Below are 16,741 nucleotides of genomic sequence, written 5' to 3'. Positions count from 1 at the left end.
AAATTTCTGAATGGTTCATCATGATCATAACAAATTCAGCCTTTTTCCTCATGGTTTTTAGCTTTGTAACAGCATTATTCTTTTCATTTTTTATAAATGACGAATGAAATCCATATAATATTCTTTCATATGTATTTTCAATTCCTCCGGCTCAATGATTCTTAACGATTTTCCATACCTGCTTAAGTATCTCACGATAAAATCCCATTCATTTGGCTCAAAGGTGCCTATTAAATAGGTGTGATTCTCCTCGTGAACAAGCCGCATCGAAGGATAATGCTCGGTTTGAAAAATAGCAATCCCGCCGTCATCCAGTAAACACTTAAACGATATCGCCTTCTCGGAAGGCTTCCATAAAGAGTGGCTATTTAACATCGTAATATGCTCCAGTTCTGTCAAAGGCTCTGTTTCCGTCAACTCTGCATGCAAGATGCGGTCACAACGAAAAACGCGATATTCCCTCTTTTCCATATCAAAGCTTTGGCAATACCAATGTCCCTTTAAAGCGTAAATAACTAATGGCTGAATCAATCGCTCCGCATCACGGTAACGGATTTTTAGCACGTTATGCTCAATAATCGCGGTCATTATCATCTCCAGACAGGGACATTTGGTTACCTGTTTCGTTTGATAAAACACTACCCTGTTTTTGATTCTGGCGACCTTCTCCTTTTGCTGATCGCTTAAAGCATCATTGAACTTTTTATGAATCGATTCGTAGGTGACTTTAAACGGGAGATCGGTAAATCCTTCTAATACTTGAAGCGAAAGATAGAGGGCATACACTTCTTGGCTACTAAAGGAGATGGGCGGTAATTTCATTTGATTGAGCAAGTAATATCCTCCGTTCCGTCCATACTCTACATATATGGGCGCTCCCATTTCTTCCAACGAAGCGATGTCGCGGAGGGCCGTTCTTTTGGAAATGTGAAATTCAGCCATTAAGTCACTTAAAGTAAACCGCTTTTTTTGATTGATAAATTTAAGCATCAGATTTAATCGTTCGGCTTTTTTCATAAACATCTCCTCTATTGGTGCCTTATTCTGTCACCTTTTTATTATACACTAAAAAAACAATGGGAATTAAGATGTGGAGGGGGATGAATTTTTCTGGATGATTGATGCATGGATCCACACATTCTTGAATGAAAAACAGGAGGAAGCTATATGAATTTTGAAGTGATTCCGTTTCTATCTTTAAACGGCCAGGCGGCGAATGCCATCGCATTTTACGAAAAATATTTACAGGCCAAGGTGCTTTTAAAAGTGACTTATAAGCAAATGAAAGAAATCGATCCCGCTTTTGAATATAGCGAGGGGCAAGATGAGTATATTACACATTCGGTACTAGAAATCGGACAAAATAAGATGATGATTGCCGAAGAAGCGACAGATCCATCGAGACCGTGGCAACTTGGAAATAGCTTTTCTTTGTGCATACAATCGAAAGATCAAGCAACCATTCAAAAGCTTTATGATGCTGTTACGGAGCAGCAAGATGTTACCGTATTAATGCCGCTTCAGGCAAACTCCTTCAGCTCCGGCTATGCCATGATTCGAGATCCATTTGGTTTTGTCATTCAGTTCGTTGTCACAAGACACAATTTTTAATTATGGGGATTATTCGGCTTTAGCGAGACTCCTTTTCATCCGCAGGAAGACAGCAGAAGCAAACAACAGAACTGGTGGCGATCCTTCGCTTTATTGGCATACTTTGCAATAACACGAAGCCCCTCGGAATTTTCTCCGCGGGGCTTTCTATCGTTGTGTTGATAAAATCCATACAAAGTTCCTTTTTAATGCGCAGCCATGAATCTTATTTAACATACACTTCCGGAGAAGTCTCTCACTCTTTTTTCCATTAATGTTGTTCTAATTCTGAAACCGTCACAAAGGTATAGCCTTCATCTTTTAAATATTTCAATACCGGCTCCACGGCTTCAGCCGTTGATTCATGAATATCGTGCATCAAAATGATGGATCCATCTTTCACATTTTTTTTGACTATTTGCAGCATAGCATGAGGATCGTGAGATTGCCAATCCAACGTATCGACTGTCCATAATACGACAGGCATGCCCGCCATTCTCTTGACTTGATCGTTTATGGCACCGTACGGAGGGCGAAACACAGTAGGCTCTCGACCGGTTGTCTTTTTGATCATCTCATTTGTATCGCGAATTTCTTTTCTTATTTCTGCGCTATTAAGAGTCGTCAGATCTTTGTGATCCCAAGTATGGTTTCCTAACTCGTGCCCTTCCTCCGCTATTTTTTTAGTAATGTCTGGATAGAAATCAACCCTGCTTCCTAACATAAAAAAAGTAGCCTTAGCCTCATACTTTTTTAATAAATTTAATATCTTCAACGTATTCTGCGGGTGCGGCCCGTCATCAAAGGTGAGCGCCACCCTCTTGGATGGAGGGGATGATGGCTTCTCTGCCGGCGGATTAGAAGGGGACTCCTTTCCACGATCTCCATTCGGAACGGTTAAATCTTCCGGCTTATCAGGGATAATGCTTAACCGATCCGCCCATTTCTCTGTTAAAATATTTTTGACTTGATCATAGGACAGTGAGATTTCAGGCGTTCCCGCAGCCCCCGCCGTTACTTCATATTTATCAAAAATAAATACGAATGACTGGTTAGTCAAATACATATTGGCATATGCACCATCTTGTTTCATTTTATTTTCTAATTCTTCTTCAAACAAAAATGGACCGTATTGCTTGGACTGCTTAAAGGCATTCAGTAAAAGATGGTATAGCTTTTCTTTCGCTTGTTCGGTATTCTGAATCATCTCTGTTTGGTTAATGAATTGATCATTTTCCACATCTACAATGAAAACTTTTACGCGTTGATTACCGTTTGCTCCTCCATAATAGCTTTCTTCATGAAAAACAATAGAATAAATATGATCCATCACTGGATAAATGTCAAAGGTCAAGTAAAAAACAGCCGGACGTTTCTTTAAAAAGGTTTGATCACCTTTGCCCAACTCTTCATGGAATTTTTGTTCCGTGCTTTTGACATATTGACCGATTTCACGATTTAATCGCTCCCCTTGAAATTTCGGGTAATGAATCGCACTGCGGTACGTTTCTTCATCGTCCGTATTGGTGATAATATCCACACCAGAGTATTTGGTATGCTCCATCTTCTCGTTTTTTCCTTTGATATGATGATCTTGATCCTTATCCCTATCTCCCTTTATGAAACAAAACAGGCTGAGAGCGATTCCTGCGATCATCATAAAAATCAATATCTTGTCATGAAGTCTCGTTGTTTTCAAAATGTCACACCTTCTAATTCACTAGCGTTTTCACTATATACATGCAACTTAAAACGAAATGCATAACGTTCATAAAAACCCACAATCGCAAGGCAAGTCTTTGGACTTGCCTTCAGCGCATGACAAAGGACGAACGGTAAACCAAACGCCCAAAAGACGAATCTAAAAACGATGCCGCTCAGACACCTGCATCGTCAAAAACAGATCCTTTGAAGCTTTTTACATTCATCCTTCACTATATTCATGCATAAGTATAAAGGACAGAGGCTCCTAGATATTCAGATTGAATACGTTCATTTTAATTCTACTACATTCTCAATCGGCACCCAGCCTTCTTCTAGTGTTTCTATTTTTTTCATCCAATACCACCCATTGAGTTCTTTGCATTTTATTAATTGTTCACCGATTTCAACATCTAATTCTTTCGCCGTATAATCCTCTACAATTACCCCATGTTTCCCTTGTTTTTTGATGATTTGTTCTGGCACCCAGCCTTCTAAGCGATTATCAACAGTGAAACAGTATATCCCATTTTTCCAGTCTTCATTTCCATTATATTTTTCACCAATGATAACCGTTTCCCCTTTGCGCAGCTTGATTGGATTCGGATAATGGCTCTTATGTTGTTTGATTGCTTTATAAGTTTTGCTATCATCCCTTTTCAAAAAAACACCCCCGAATAAAAAAGACACACCTTTATAACTATATCATTCATCATTTAAAATTATTTTTGAATCTACGCTAAAAATAATCCATTCTTCGAACAGAAAAGTAGGGATTTTCACAAATCAGCCGCTCTCATAAGCATATTCCTATCATACTATAATCAAACAAACCTGTAAAAACGGTCGTTCAACTTGTCGTAAGGTAGAAAAAGACCTTCTGATCCGTTTTTCACATGAGCAGGCAAAATCAGGACATGTTCCCCGCTCGGTTTTTACACTTTTATCCACTCGCGCGGAAATGGTGTTTCGTTTGAAATCTTCGTTATAATAGACACGGAGGTGAGCCAATTTGGGACGTGTTTGTGGAAAAACGTATAATTGCGAAAAAGAATTGACACTCGCCGTTATCGGCGGCAAATGGAAAATGTTAGTTTTGTGGCATCTTGGAAAAGAAGGAACAAAGCGATTTAGCGAACTTAAGGCTCTTATGCCAGGAATTACTCAGAGAATGCTTGTCAATCAACTGCGGGAACTGGAAGAAGACCTCATTATTCACCGAAAAGTCTATCCTGTCGTACCTCCAAAAGTGGAGTATTCTTTAACAGAGCTCGGAAAAAGCCTCATGCCGATTCTCGATGCCATGTATGAATGGGGGAAAAACTATATGGAGACGGTCGCAAAGGACCACGTATCCAGCAACGAGCCTATGAAATAAACATTCCCTTTCCCGCATGGTTTAGGGAATTCATGTGATCAATCAAGATGATGGATTGCTTTTTCAGTCGCAAGGACATGGAGAGATGCCGGTTGTCCTTGCGAAATGTTTATTCATCGTTTGCCCGTCCTCTTTTCACGCTATCATCCGCTTCCTATAGTATACTTTTTTACACTAAGTGCTATAAAAGTGTGTACTTGTGAAAATGGCTCATGTATCTAATAATATCAGTATCACCATTTCATGGGTGAATCATGAAAAATTTCGGCCGTGAATGTCAAGAAAGGAGCATGGGATGATGAAAATCAGAGTTTCTGCTGTTCAGTATCATTTGCATACGATCCACTCATTCAAAGAATTTGCCCAGCAAGTGGCGCATTATATAAAAACCGCCCAAGAATTTGAAGCGGATTTCGTGTTATTCCCAGAATTTTTTACCACCCAACTGATGTCCATCGAAAGTGGCAAAGGCCGGCCTTTGACCATCCAAGAATTGCCTGATTTTACAGAATCCTATCGTTCTTTATTTATAGATTGGGCGAAGAAAACAAAGATGCATATCATTGCGGGAACCCATGTTATTCGCAAAGGTGACAAATTGTACAACGTGGCTCATTTATTTTATCCAGATGGCAGAGTCGCCGAACAAGCAAAGCTGCATATTACACCTACGGAAGTGAAAGAATGGAACATGTCTCCTGGCGAAGGATTGCAAGTGTTTGAGACGGAAAAAGGAACGATTGCGATGTTGACATGTTATGACATTGAGTTCCCAGAAATCGTTCGCATGGCCAAAGCAAAAGGAGCGGATGTGATTTTCTGTCCTTCTTGCACCGATGATCGTCATGGATTTCATCGGGTTCGCTATACGAGCCACGCAAGAGCCATTGAAAATCAAGTATATGTCGTGACAACAGGCACAGTCGGTTCGCTTCCAACCGTCGACTTTATGCGCGCGAACTTCGGCCAAGCGGCTGTCATTACCCCAAATGACATCCCGTTCCCTCCGCGCGGCATTTTAGTGGAAGGGGAAATCAATCATGATATGGTCGTGACCGCTGATCTTGATTTAGATCTGCTATATCAAGTTCGCGAGCGCGGATCGGTGACAACATGGCGCGACCGCCGCACAGATTTATATCCGGATTGGAAATAAGGAGGAAGCATCATGTACTGGAAAGAGCTTTACGTGTTTGAGAACGATCGGCCTGTTCGAGCCGTGATTCGAAATTATGAAGAAAAAGATTTTCCGGGCTTAATCCGCATTCAACAGGAAAGCTTCCCACCTCCCTTTCCTTCTGAACTATGGTGGAACACGGAACAATTAAAAAACCACGTGACGCTCTTTCCAGAAGGAGCCTTATGTGTGGAGGTCGATGGCGAAATGGCCGGATCGATGACCGGGCTCATTGTTCATTTTGATCCGAATCATCCGGAACATACATGGGAAGAAATTACCGATCACGGCTATATTCGCAATCATCAGCCAAACGGGAATACGCTTTATGTTGTCGATATTGGCGTACTCCCCGCCTATCGCAAATTAGGGCTGGGAAAGTGGCTGATGCTTTCCATGTATGAAGTCGTCATTCAGCTCGGATTAGAACGTTTGTTAGGCGGAGGGAGAATGCCCGGCTATCATCAAAAGGCAGATCAAATGACAGCGGAGCAATACCTCGAAGCGGTGATCAAAGGCGAATTAAAAGACCCCGTCATTACATTCCTGCTTCGCTGTGGCCGCACTCCTGTGAAAGTGGTAGAAAACTATTTGGAGGATGAGGAATCTCGTAACTATGCGGTCCTGATGGAATGGAAAAATCCGTTTTTGAAAAAATTACGGCAAGGAGAATGAGGAAATGGAATATCGGAGAATCACGAGTATTGAAGACCCTTTATTTAAAAAAATGCACCAATTGATGCAAGAAGTATTTCCACCTGAAGAAGTATTAGCATTCGATTTTTGGAAAGAACCTCTAGAAGATCCGGGAATCCGTGTATGCGTGGCCGTTCATGAAGGAAAGGTCGTGGGCGCAACAGAGTACCGTTATTATGAAGATGTCAATATTGCCATGACGGATTTCACCATCATCGGGCAAGCGGGACTTGGAATCGGCCGATTTTTAGCCAAAAAGAGATTAGAAGACTTAAACGCTTGGGCAGCCGCTTGTGGAAACCAATTATTTGGCATGTTTGCGGAAATTTATGACCCGTATCGTGTCGAACATTATGAATTTGGCGGCGTGAAGCCGATGGACCCATATGTCCGTCGGGAAGTCTTGTCCCACCTCGGCTATAAGCGCCTTGACTTCCCTTATGTTCATCCATCCTGGAACAATGACGGAGAAGCGGTAGAAGGACTTGACCTTTGCTTCCTTCCGATGGACGAAAATGTAAATGAACTTCCGACTGAGCTTATCGTGACATTTTTAACACGCTACTATGCGGTCTTGCCGAACAAACCGCAAGCATGGTATGACATGATCGAACGTCTAAAAACGCGAGATACGGTGGTGCTTTTCCATCTGTAACCCGTCTTTTTCCAAGGGCTCAATTTTCACTTGTGTCCCTATTTTGCCTGATATAAAGCGGCGGGCATGATCGTCTTGCTTGAGACGATGCCAAATAACAGCTGGCTTCTTTTCAAAAGAAATCATGCCCGCACAAGACTCCATGCCACTATGATCGCATTTCTCTTTCGGCTAAGTAGATTTTCACATTTATATAAATGTAAAATGCCCCTCTCCATTATCCTTTGATCAGCTCGATCACCTCGGCTAAACGCTTTTCCGCCATCGAATTTAGCCGCAAGCTGTGCTGTTGAAAGTTTAGAAATTTTGTGACAGGATTGGGCACAACCACACATTTTAATCCCGCGGCCAAAGCGGCTTTCAACCCATTTAACGAGTCCTCAAAAACGACTGCTTCATCAGGACGGACAGCTAAAGCAGCCAGCGCTTTTAGATACAAGTCGGGAGCTGGTTTGATGTTCTCCACATCTTCACTTGTAATAATCACTTCAAAATAGGACAGCAGCCCGAGCTCATTTAAATAGTGAATGACCCACTCCTTGTTAGAACTTGAAGCAATCGCTATTTTGTAGCCCAATTGCTTTGCCTCTTCTAAATAGTCCTTTACCCCTTCACGCGCTTGAGGGGTTTTCATCTTGATTTGATAAAAACTTGCGGCTTTCGCTTCAATTTCTTCAATGCTGACGTTTTCCCCCAGCTGCTGTTGAACAAATTCATAAAGCGCCGCATTATCTGTTCCAACAGTTTGAACAAAACGTTCAAGCGGCAAATCGACATCATAGACATTCATCGCTTCTTTATAAGCCTCAAACCAAGCTGTCTCTGTATCTACAATTAAACCGTCAAAATCAAAAATAATGGCTTTGATCAAAATGGCTCTCCCCTTTCCAAAAATTTTGCTGCATTCACACTTCCATTCCGCTATTGGTTTCCAAAAACGCTTCCTCTGTATATTTTAACAGGAATCTATAAATCAAGGCCTGGTAATGAATATTGTACCTTATTCTCCAAAATCATAGTTCATCACCAAAAGCTGTACTTGCATCTACCATTGAAGTATGGTAGACGTTTCTAGCCGCACCCGTAATGCCAATTGTTGGATATTTCTGTATCCATCCCTTCGACGTTTGATCAGCTTGATTTTGTTGTTCGTTCCTTCCATTCTACCATTCGAATAAGGCAACAATATGAACGAAATGATTTCTTCTGTTCGTTTAACAAGTGCTTTTGCGATGGCACTCTTTACGGTACCGATCTAAAGCTTCTGTAAACAACTAAATGACATAAACATAATCGGCTACACGTATCGCTTCTGGATATACCCCTTGAATGGCTTTTTCAAATCGCTCACGACCCACTGGACCGAAGAAGACACACACGCCAATACGCTTCGAATGGCTTCCTCCTTCTTTCCTGCTTCGATGAAATACACTTCTCCCATCGCCGCCACTCTATCATCATGCCCTTTTCGAAAAACAAATTCGTCGATACACCGCCTTAGGTTAAATGGGATTCGACAGCTGTTTTCTCCCTCATCCATTCACATCATTCGATTTTATATTGTCTACTCAATGCAACATCAAATGACCTTTAATTGAGTCCATAGATTTTACCGGCAAACGGACAGCAACGACTTACTAGTTTGATCGCATATGCCGCGGTTCTATGAACTCCCACGAATTGAATGACCGTATCATGTTGGATGGATTCGATGATTCCATTACAAATTTAATCAACATTTTTAACATTGACAATGTGTTCGGAACGCAAATGACAAAGAAGTTCACCGGACTTGACCATTAACCAAACACATCTTCAACATTTTAGTATTAATTACTGGTTATAATCGATTAGTCTCTTCATATTTTTTGATAATAGTATTCCTCAAATATTTCCGGATAAATAGTCAATATAAAGGCTTTAAATTAATCACAATGTCATCAGATTCAAAAAATAAAAACTTATTAATTTCTAATATATTACCTTTTTTAAGGGGAATTTTGTAAATATCTTTATTATGGAAATCATATGTATGAAGAACATCTCTATTATTAGATGATAATATTTGGACAAAAGGTTTTTCTTTGTCTGTTTTTCCTTTATAACTCAATACATATTCTCCCTCAGGCAATTGTAATCCTATTTCATAAAATCCTGAGTGGTGAATTTCATACTGACCTGATTTACTCATTTCTATCGACTCAAAGTTGGCAGGAGAAAGTTTCACTTTACCTTGTCCCTTTATCTGAACGTGTTCTCCATTGTGAAGATTAACACCTAGTACCCTATCTTTTGCAGACAATTCTCTCTGCATAAATTTAACTTTCCCACTTATTACTTCTACATCATAAATTCCTTGCTGAATATCATCACCTACAATATATTCTCCGCTTTTTATAGTTACTACTTCTGGATTTTTTAGAGTTCTGTAATTGTTTATTAGATCGGAAATATAAGGAAAAACTATAATGAACGAACACATTCCCACTATAAAAGCGAAAATAGTCAATTTGAATTTATTCATGAATTAGGTTCCCCTCATTCATTTTCAAAGTAAAATCACATAAAGGTTCAATATCCCCTTTGATATGGCTAGCAATGATGATAATAGTTCCCCGTTTCTTTTCTTCTAAAAGCAGATTATGAATTAATTCCACTCCGCTATCATCAATCGCATTTGTAGGTTCATCCAAAAGGAGAATATCAGGTTTTTCAAATATCGCTTGTGCGATATTCAGCCTTTGTTTCATTCCTAAAGAATATTTTTTTACTTTCAACTTAGAAAACGGATCTAATCCCACTCTTTTTATGGCCTCTTCTATATCATGTGTTGAAGCTACTTTCTTTATCTTTGATAAAATGAAAAGATTTGTGTAAGCATCATATTGTGGCAATAATTGCATATTTTCGATAATGATTCCAATGCTTGGTGGAAACGATATATCTTTATGCAGTACTTGATTATTGACTATAACTTCACCCTCAGTAGGAACAACCAACCCAGCTAAAGTACGAAGCAGCATTGTTTTACCTGATCCATTTTTCCCAAAGAGCCCATAAATATAGCCAGGTTTGAAAGTATAGGAAATATTTTTTAAAACGTATGCATTTTTAATTTTTTTACTTACATTATGAGTTTGTAGCATTCTTAACCCTCTCTTTATAATAAGTCCATATTCTTTATTTTAATCGTAGAAAAATAAACTAAGGCAACTTGAATGATGAGCAAAATAAAGAAACCTGTAAAATAATCTATGGTGTATAGCTTAAATTTTGGCACTTGGCTTAATCCGTTCCTAAATCCCATCCCATATACTGGTAAGAAAAAGTAATGAAATAGTTTAGGAAAGCTATGTAGTTGATTTGTTATCAGGACGGAAAAGACAATGTATATGTTAATAATCAAATGGGCAACACTTTCTTTTACATATAATTCAATTAAAAGCTGGATACTAAGTAACACTAATAATGTTAATAAATACATAGATAAAGCTTTGATTAAATTCAGTTTAGAAAAAGTTGATTGGCCTAAATCGAACAAAACAGAAACGAACATTTGGAGTGCAATAAATAGCAAAAGATGCGCTAGTATGCGTAAATATTGTTTGATGATCCACTTAGACTTGCTGTATGTTCTGACAAAAAAAGCGATACCATGAATTCTTGTCACATCACTTAAATATCCAGAGAAGTAAAAGCTCATACCAATAATCGGCAGATACCAATTCAGTAGATATCTATACTCCAATGCATGGGAAGAAGTAATAGGAATTCCATCTAAAAAGGGAAAATTAGTATTGATCAAATTAAGCGTATCCAGCAAAATACCCTGCATGATTATTGTTAACAACACAAGTAGAAAAAATTTTTTATTTATCATCATTAAATAAAGTCCTTTCTTTTATATACAAAAGAACCAATTAAATAAAAGAAAATAACAACAAAAATTTGTCTCACATATATATATAATAAGTCGACAATCGTCCATTCCTTTTCCAGCATCTTATTATATATTGCTAAATCTTTTATTGGTCCCCACATCTGTGTCATCATTAGTTTTTCAAAAAAGAATAAACCACTTATTAATGCAATAGTCAGAAAAAAGGATATGCTTATAGAATGACTTATCTCTTTTATTAATTCATATATCAAGCCAACACTAGTGTAAAACAAAAATAAACCTACGGTATTAAATAGACAAATTGATGTAAAATTCATTTCTTTTAATAAAGAATAGTCAAAGAATATAGCTGTGAATAATAGGTTCACACCGGAATGTAAGAAAGCAAACATGAAAGCTGCTATTATAATTTTAACCACTCTTCTTATATATAACTTTTCCCTATTAGTTCCTCTTATAATAGTAGCCAAATTTTCAGATAAGAAGAGGTGATTTAAAAAAATAAGAAAAGGTGCAGTATAAAATACAGTATATGCTTGCATAGAACTATAGCCGAATGCACTGTTATTCATAATAATAATCACATCATATAAAGATAAATTGGCGGATCTTAACGCTGGAATATCACGGTAATTCGAGCTTTGTAAAAACCATACAACAGTAAAAAAGAAAGTGATCATAATAATGATAATAGAGCGTTTAATCTTCATTGGACCTTACTCCATAAATAAATACTATTAATGGAATTATGATAAGAACACTTATTGCTACTAAAAGACTAGGAAATATTACATTAAATCCATATTCAGTAAACGGTTGAAAAGCATAGATAATAGAATATTTATTTAAAACTAATAAAAACCAAATAAAAAACGAGGAAGCATATGCATATTTTCGATCAAGAAAAAATAAACTTGTACTTGCTCCCAATGATCCAGCAAGACCTGCTAGAATACAACTGACTATCGAAAAGACGATAATCGCAATAAAAGGATGTTCTACACTAAAGTTAAAGAGTTTATTTCCTTCAATCCTCATTTCCATTAATCCTTTTGAAAAAGTCCCATTAACAAAAATAATCGACACTAGTATAAAGTTAATAAATAATGTGATAAACATAGATAGAGAAGATATAGTAAAAGATGTAATGATTTTTTCTAACAAGTACCTTTTCCTGCCTACCTTGCTAATCAAAATCGTACGATAACCTGTTTTATAATCTTGAATTGCATCATCGGCTCCCAACAATAAAAAATAGATTGGTAAAAACCATATTAGCAATATTTGAGGTGCGTGCCCCATGCTAGAACCTGATAAAAAGAAGGCAAAAGCTGGATGAAAAGTCTCTTCAGAGTTTTGTTGATAAATTAACAGTTGTACAATTTCTAACATAGGTATAAGCAAAATAATAATAAAGGCAGTTAAATTAATTTTATTTCTTATAATGCGTTGAATATGGCTATTAAACAATGTCCCTCACTCAATTCTTTACTTTTTTATTAGTTATCTTAAAAGGGAGCCAAGAATGATATATAATATCATTCTTGGTTCTATAGATTAGTCAGTCTCTTCGTCCCAATACCCAGAGATCGTATAGCTTGCAGAAGTATAGTTATTATTTTCAGCACCTAATCTTACATAAGATTGGTTCGCAGTGCTATATGCTGGATAATAGTGGGGCCCACTTCCTTGTTTCACATTATACCACTCTGAAACCCTTGTGCCTGCTTTGTCTAACCAAAAAGTTGCGACTGTTCCTACGCCTTCAGATGAATATGTTAGATTTACTTTCCATTTATTGTTTGGATTAGTAGTTTGTCGATATCGTGCAGCACTATAACTATTATCATAATTAGGTTTAAGCTCAAAATTAAAACCAATATTATCGTCGCTAGCATACGTAAAATTAGAAAATGTGAATATTCCGACTCCCATAGCCGCAGCCAGTCCTAATCTCGAATACTTTTTGACTATGTTTCTCATAATACACCTCTTTCTTAGTAAGATTTTAGTAGATATTCACCCGGGATAAAAGAATATCTACTAAAACCTTACTGGTAAATTAAAGAAAAATCAAGATTATAAAACCAAAAAATATAAATTTATACAAAAAATTAACTAGATCTTTATTAAGATAGGCTCCGTTTTGTAACTTTTAAAAGTGTTCCCGGCGGACCGAGAAAGAGGATATTTTCTTTCCGGTCAATAAAGGACAACGTAAGCAGCTCTCGAATCCGGTGCTCATCCACCGAAGGCTGCGCGGTAACATCAAACGGATCGATCGGCTTGCGAATACGGCAGTTTCGACAAGCGTTCCCGCCCGTCTGTAACGGTCTTTATATTGTCAAATAACACTTTCTGTGGAATCCCTCCAAAGTACTTGAAACTTTGAATCAAGCATTCCATTAAATGCTTCTGGTCCTGGCTGGTTGTAAATACCGCGTATTTCATCCGCGAATAGCCTAACGTGGCCACAAATAGCGATAACTTGACTTTTCTTCCTTCCAATCGACTTGCATTTGTTCGCCAGGAAGCGTTTCATAGCGAACGGTGTATTTCTTTTTCGCCGTCTCTCGGAAAGGTGTAACTGCTAAACTAAACTGGTTCTTACGCTAATTTGGGGAGATGACTTTCTATTAACTACATGGGTATAATAAAAATAAAGGGGTTCGTAACGATGATTCTCCTTTCTTGGTCTCCTCTTGATTCCACTATCGAGTGACTAGATGTGTCTGATGCCGGTGATCATTTACGTTTAACGGTAAAAAGCAACCGAGAGTCTTCTCCCTGTCCTGCCTGTCATCATGTTTCCTCCCGCCCGCATCGTCGGTATACACGTGGTGATTCAAGATCTTCCTATCGCTGATCAGCCTGTTCGACTCCTGCTTATTTCTCGAAAATGGTTTTGTGATGATTCTTCCTGTTCCGTTCAAGTGTTTACAGAGCGTTATGACTGGCTGGCGCCGCATGGCCGCCGTACGCTTTGGGCAGAACACCCTTTGCGACAAATGGCCTTTTCCACGAGTTGTTTAGCTGCGGAAAAGATGGCACAGGCGATTCATCTGCCCATTAGCCATGATTCATTGTTAACGATGATTCACAAAACTCCTATTCCTGGAGAGGTGTCTCCCTTTCCTCGGAGTCGATGATGTTGCTTTTCGAAAAGGCCATACGTATGGAGCGATCATTTGTGATCTCCGCCGTCATCATCCTTTGCTCTCTTGCCAAATCGGCTCCCGCAAACACTTACCGAATGGCTGAAAACCGATTCCCATGTACAAGGGATGAGCAGGGATGGATTGACAGCATTCCGTCAAGGGATGGCCAATGCCAATCCTTCCATCCTTCATATGTATGATCGATGGCATTTGATCGGGAAGGCGAAGAAGAGACTGGATTTCCTTCTTTTATCCCTCGTTCCCTCTGTCATGACATGGAGTAAACCTCACCCATCTGTTCGTGAAATCGAAAGGACAAAGGCAGAAAAGAGGAAAAAGGAGCGCCAGGAACAAAAATGGGCACTCATTCAAGAAATCCAAACGGCTCATCCATCAGGGAAGAACATTTCTAGGCTTGCGAAGGAATATGAGCTGGATCAAAAAACGGTGAAAAAATACCTCCAGACGACAACTCCGCCACCGATTCATCGACGAAAAAAAAAACACCGATTTCCCCTTTTTTGAACCGTGTCATGGAGTTAGAAGCTCAAGGACAAACCATTCCATCTATCGATTCTCTTCTTCGCAAAGAAGGATATTCCGGCACGTTTTCGCCGGTACGAACCACGGTAGAAACGATTCGACGGAATCGAAAGCGGAAGGATCCATCGATGTTGGAACATCGTATCACAAGAAAACCGTTGTCCTATTGGATATGGTCGCCGTATCATCGACTTTCAGAAAAAGAGAAAATGAATCTGGAACAATGCCTAAAAAGGATCCAGCTGTCCGCCCTGTCTAGGAAGGGGTGCAAGAATATCGGGAGGTCGTGGATCAAAGAGATTATGACTGTTTTCTTGTTTGGCTGCGTCATCAGCTTTTGGATTCAAAACAGCCGTTTTATCCATATGCTCGGCGTTTGCGCAGCGATTGGCAGGCTGTAAAACACGCTTTTCTTCTCCCATACAGCCATGGTGTGCTGGAAGGGCCAATCAACCGATTGAAAACGATTAAACGATTGATGGATGGCCGAGCTGGATTCGCTCTGTTAGAAAACCGTGTTCTCTATAGGCTATAATCATTATTTTAATAAAAAAATAAAAATCTCCAACAGGATGATAGGTAATCATTCACCAAAAGAACGTAAGAACCATTTTATCACCGTTGCTTACATTTATCGGCTCTTGTTCATTGCGTATATCATATTGTTGATCCAGTACTGCATCATTCTATTATTTTTAACTTAAAGGAAAGTATCGATTACGGGAAAAGAAGCTTCAGCAGGCAAAACAGAAGGATCAACGAGATCGCTTCGGGGAATTTTAAACCAGTGTTATTGAAGATTTTATCACTGTTGATTACATTGAGAATAGATATACAACTTGACACATGAACGATTAATAGAATAATATAGCAACTCCCAATCCTTATAAAATAATAGCGTAACTACTATAATAACTAAGAGGAGGGTTCACCAAAATTATCGAGGAACCAAAAAATAATCGATCTCGATTGAACAAAATATTGTAAAATAAGAAAAAAATATAATGTATTCCAAAATTTATATAACTTGTAGTATAATATATTAAAAAGGAGGGATTAAATTGAGGAAAATTCTACTTTCTCTATTAGCTTTGTCACCTTTAGTTATGGGAGTGGGGTTAGCTGTTAACGCAGAAGAAATAAGTGCTTCTAATAATAAACAACCCTTAGAAAACAATATCAAAGAGGCAAATCATAGGCTTGATAAAGATTTATTAAAAAACATGGATGCTTATACTAAAGATGAAAATGAAAATGATGGACTTAATGTAACAGCTGGTTTTGAACCAGTTTATTCAAAAGCGATACCAAATCCTTTACAGCAACGAGATTCTTCACTAATTACAACCCTTGGTGCAGGAACATGGGATTATTTAGGTTATGATTATATTAATACTAAAGCTTCTAAGATTGTTTCTTCGGGTGGTGGAGATTTTATGTTTATTATTGATCAACCATATATAGGCCCTGGTTTCAAATGGGTTTATAAAGTTATGGAAGATGACGGAGCTGCTGGTGATGATACTGTGGGATATTATACTTTAGATAATATAAGTGACCCACAAGCTATAATAATTAATGCTGCAAATTATGTGGATGGCAGTGATGGTAAAGCAGAATTTTATATTTATAAAACCACTGTTCCAACAGCAACTGTTTATGTGGAATTTTATGACTGAAAATAAAAATTAATATTGGATAATTAAAGTACCTATAGCCCGAACAGGATTGTTCGCTTTAGGTACTTTATTATTAATCACCAGTAATACATAACGTTATGAAAAAAAGTTAGTCTGAGAACAGTCCTACTTGTTTATTGCAAAATAAAAGTGCAGAGCTTTGCAAAGAAAAAATGCAGAGAACTGCACTTTATGACTAAATAAAAAAAGACTTGCCAGCCACCCCAAGTCCCTCTACTGTAATTGGTGTCGAATCAATTCAT

The 16,741-nt window shown here is 38.3% G+C and carries 19 protein-coding genes and 3 pseudogenes; 9 read left to right on the top strand and 13 right to left on the bottom strand.

Going from position 1 to position 16,741, the window contains the following annotated elements:
* Positions 1-90 precede the first annotated feature (90 nt).
* Positions 91-1,017: a helix-turn-helix transcriptional regulator gene (locus GRQ40_RS01295; protein WP_159719213.1), complete on the bottom strand. Its 927-nt coding sequence runs from the start codon at positions 1,015-1,017 to the stop codon at positions 91-93.
* A 150-nt stretch (positions 1,018-1,167) separates the two neighbouring features.
* Here GRQ40_RS01295 and GRQ40_RS01290 point away from each other — a divergent pair, with 150 nt between their 5' ends.
* Entirely contained in the window at positions 1,168-1,611 is a 444-nt protein-coding gene (locus GRQ40_RS01290; RefSeq protein ID WP_159719212.1) for a VOC family protein, read from the top strand.
* Positions 1,612-1,861: 250 nt separating this feature from the next.
* Here GRQ40_RS01290 and GRQ40_RS01285 read toward each other — a convergent pair whose 3' ends face one another.
* Positions 1,862-3,154 (bottom strand): polysaccharide deacetylase family protein, encoded by a 1,293-nt coding sequence (locus GRQ40_RS01285; RefSeq protein ID WP_236546378.1) that lies wholly within the window; start codon positions 3,152-3,154, stop codon positions 1,862-1,864.
* A 428-nt stretch (positions 3,155-3,582) separates the two neighbouring features.
* The gene (locus tag GRQ40_RS01280) at positions 3,583-3,954 is read right to left on the bottom strand and encodes an SH3 domain-containing protein (RefSeq protein WP_066148956.1); all 372 of its coding nucleotides are present in this window, start codon (positions 3,952-3,954) and stop codon (positions 3,583-3,585) included.
* Between the two features lie 349 nt (positions 3,955-4,303).
* Between GRQ40_RS01280 and GRQ40_RS01275 the strand changes: the two genes are divergently transcribed.
* The 4 genes from GRQ40_RS01275 (at position 4,304) to GRQ40_RS01260 (ending at position 7,197) form a co-directional block, all read left to right on the top strand.
* The gene (locus GRQ40_RS01275) at positions 4,304-4,669 is read left to right on the top strand and encodes a transcriptional activator HxlR (protein WP_044742606.1); all 366 of its coding nucleotides are present in this window, start codon (positions 4,304-4,306) and stop codon (positions 4,667-4,669) included.
* Between the two features lie 298 nt (positions 4,670-4,967).
* Positions 4,968-5,825, top strand: a complete 858-nt coding sequence (locus GRQ40_RS01270) for a carbon-nitrogen hydrolase family protein (RefSeq protein WP_080862497.1) — start codon at positions 4,968-4,970, stop codon at positions 5,823-5,825.
* 12 nt (positions 5,826-5,837) lie between these two features.
* Positions 5,838-6,521, top strand: a complete 684-nt coding sequence (locus tag GRQ40_RS01265) for a GNAT family N-acetyltransferase (protein WP_159719210.1) — start codon at positions 5,838-5,840, stop codon at positions 6,519-6,521.
* 4 nt (positions 6,522-6,525) lie between these two features.
* On the top strand, positions 6,526-7,197 hold the full coding sequence (locus GRQ40_RS01260; protein WP_044742609.1) for a hypothetical protein: 672 nt from the start codon (positions 6,526-6,528) through the stop codon (positions 7,195-7,197).
* Positions 7,198-7,414: 217 nt separating this feature from the next.
* Here the strand turns inward: GRQ40_RS01260 and GRQ40_RS01255 are convergent, their stop codons facing one another.
* The 10 genes and pseudogenes from GRQ40_RS01255 to GRQ40_RS01215 form a co-directional block, all read right to left on the bottom strand.
* Entirely contained in the window at positions 7,415-8,068 is a 654-nt protein-coding gene (locus GRQ40_RS01255; protein ID WP_159719209.1) for an HAD family hydrolase, read from the bottom strand.
* Positions 8,069-8,242: 174 nt separating this feature from the next.
* Positions 8,243-8,689 (bottom strand): annotated as a pseudogene (locus GRQ40_RS01250) (transposase); the annotation flags it as partial.
* A 414-nt stretch (positions 8,690-9,103) separates the two neighbouring features.
* Positions 9,104-9,721: a hypothetical protein gene (locus GRQ40_RS01245; protein ID WP_159719208.1), complete on the bottom strand. Its 618-nt coding sequence runs from the start codon at positions 9,719-9,721 to the stop codon at positions 9,104-9,106.
* Positions 9,714-10,343: an ATP-binding cassette domain-containing protein gene (locus tag GRQ40_RS01240; protein ID WP_159719207.1), complete on the bottom strand. Its 630-nt coding sequence runs from the start codon at positions 10,341-10,343 to the stop codon at positions 9,714-9,716. The genes GRQ40_RS01245 and GRQ40_RS01240 overlap by 8 nt, the downstream gene beginning before the upstream one ends.
* A gap of 14 nt (positions 10,344-10,357) precedes the next feature.
* Positions 10,358-11,080, bottom strand: a complete 723-nt coding sequence (locus GRQ40_RS01235) for a DUF2705 family protein (RefSeq protein WP_159719206.1) — start codon at positions 11,078-11,080, stop codon at positions 10,358-10,360.
* Positions 11,080-11,808 (bottom strand): WxPxxD family membrane protein, encoded by a 729-nt coding sequence (locus GRQ40_RS01230; protein WP_159719205.1) that lies wholly within the window; start codon positions 11,806-11,808, stop codon positions 11,080-11,082. The genes GRQ40_RS01235 and GRQ40_RS01230 overlap by 1 nt, the downstream gene beginning before the upstream one ends.
* Positions 11,798-12,490 (bottom strand): DUF2705 family protein, encoded by a 693-nt coding sequence (locus GRQ40_RS01225; RefSeq protein WP_159720695.1) that lies wholly within the window; start codon positions 12,488-12,490, stop codon positions 11,798-11,800. The genes GRQ40_RS01230 and GRQ40_RS01225 overlap by 11 nt, the downstream gene beginning before the upstream one ends.
* 165 nt (positions 12,491-12,655) lie before the next feature.
* Positions 12,656-13,081, bottom strand: coding sequence for a DUF2712 domain-containing protein (locus GRQ40_RS01220; RefSeq protein ID WP_159719204.1), 426 nt, complete (start codon positions 13,079-13,081; stop codon positions 12,656-12,658).
* Positions 13,082-13,263: 182 nt separating this feature from the next.
* Positions 13,264-13,411, bottom strand: a pseudogene (locus GRQ40_RS18385) (ATP-binding protein); the annotation flags it as partial.
* Positions 13,409-13,680 (bottom strand): annotated as a pseudogene (locus GRQ40_RS01215) (DDE-type integrase/transposase/recombinase); the annotation flags it as partial. The pseudogenes GRQ40_RS01215 and GRQ40_RS18385, both read right to left, overlap by 3 nt.
* A 258-nt stretch (positions 13,681-13,938) precedes the next feature.
* On the opposite strand from GRQ40_RS01215, the gene GRQ40_RS01210 reads away from it, so the two are divergent.
* The 4 genes from GRQ40_RS01210 (at position 13,939) to GRQ40_RS01195 (ending at position 16,478) form a co-directional block, all read left to right on the top strand.
* The gene (locus GRQ40_RS01210; protein ID WP_236546377.1) at positions 13,939-14,247 is read left to right on the top strand and encodes a hypothetical protein; all 309 of its coding nucleotides are present in this window, start codon (positions 13,939-13,941) and stop codon (positions 14,245-14,247) included.
* Positions 14,248-14,319: 72 nt separating this feature from the next.
* Positions 14,320-14,781 (top strand): transposase, encoded by a 462-nt coding sequence (locus GRQ40_RS01205; protein WP_159719203.1) that lies wholly within the window; start codon positions 14,320-14,322, stop codon positions 14,779-14,781.
* A 283-nt stretch (positions 14,782-15,064) separates the two neighbouring features.
* Positions 15,065-15,334, top strand: a complete 270-nt coding sequence (locus tag GRQ40_RS01200) for a hypothetical protein (protein ID WP_236546376.1) — start codon at positions 15,065-15,067, stop codon at positions 15,332-15,334.
* A 526-nt stretch (positions 15,335-15,860) separates the two neighbouring features.
* A complete protein-coding gene (locus tag GRQ40_RS01195; RefSeq protein ID WP_159719201.1) occupies positions 15,861-16,478 on the top strand; it encodes a hypothetical protein in 618 nt (205 codons plus the stop codon).
* The last annotated feature ends 263 nt before the right edge of the window (positions 16,479-16,741 follow it).

The sequence above is a fragment of the Anoxybacillus sp. PDR2 genome (assembly GCF_009834045.1).
GTDB lineage: Bacteria > Bacillota > Bacilli > Bacillales > Anoxybacillaceae > Anoxybacteroides > Anoxybacteroides rupiense.
The sequence above is the reverse complement of the archived record's forward strand: the minus strand, read 5'-3'. Positions and strand labels throughout refer to the sequence as shown.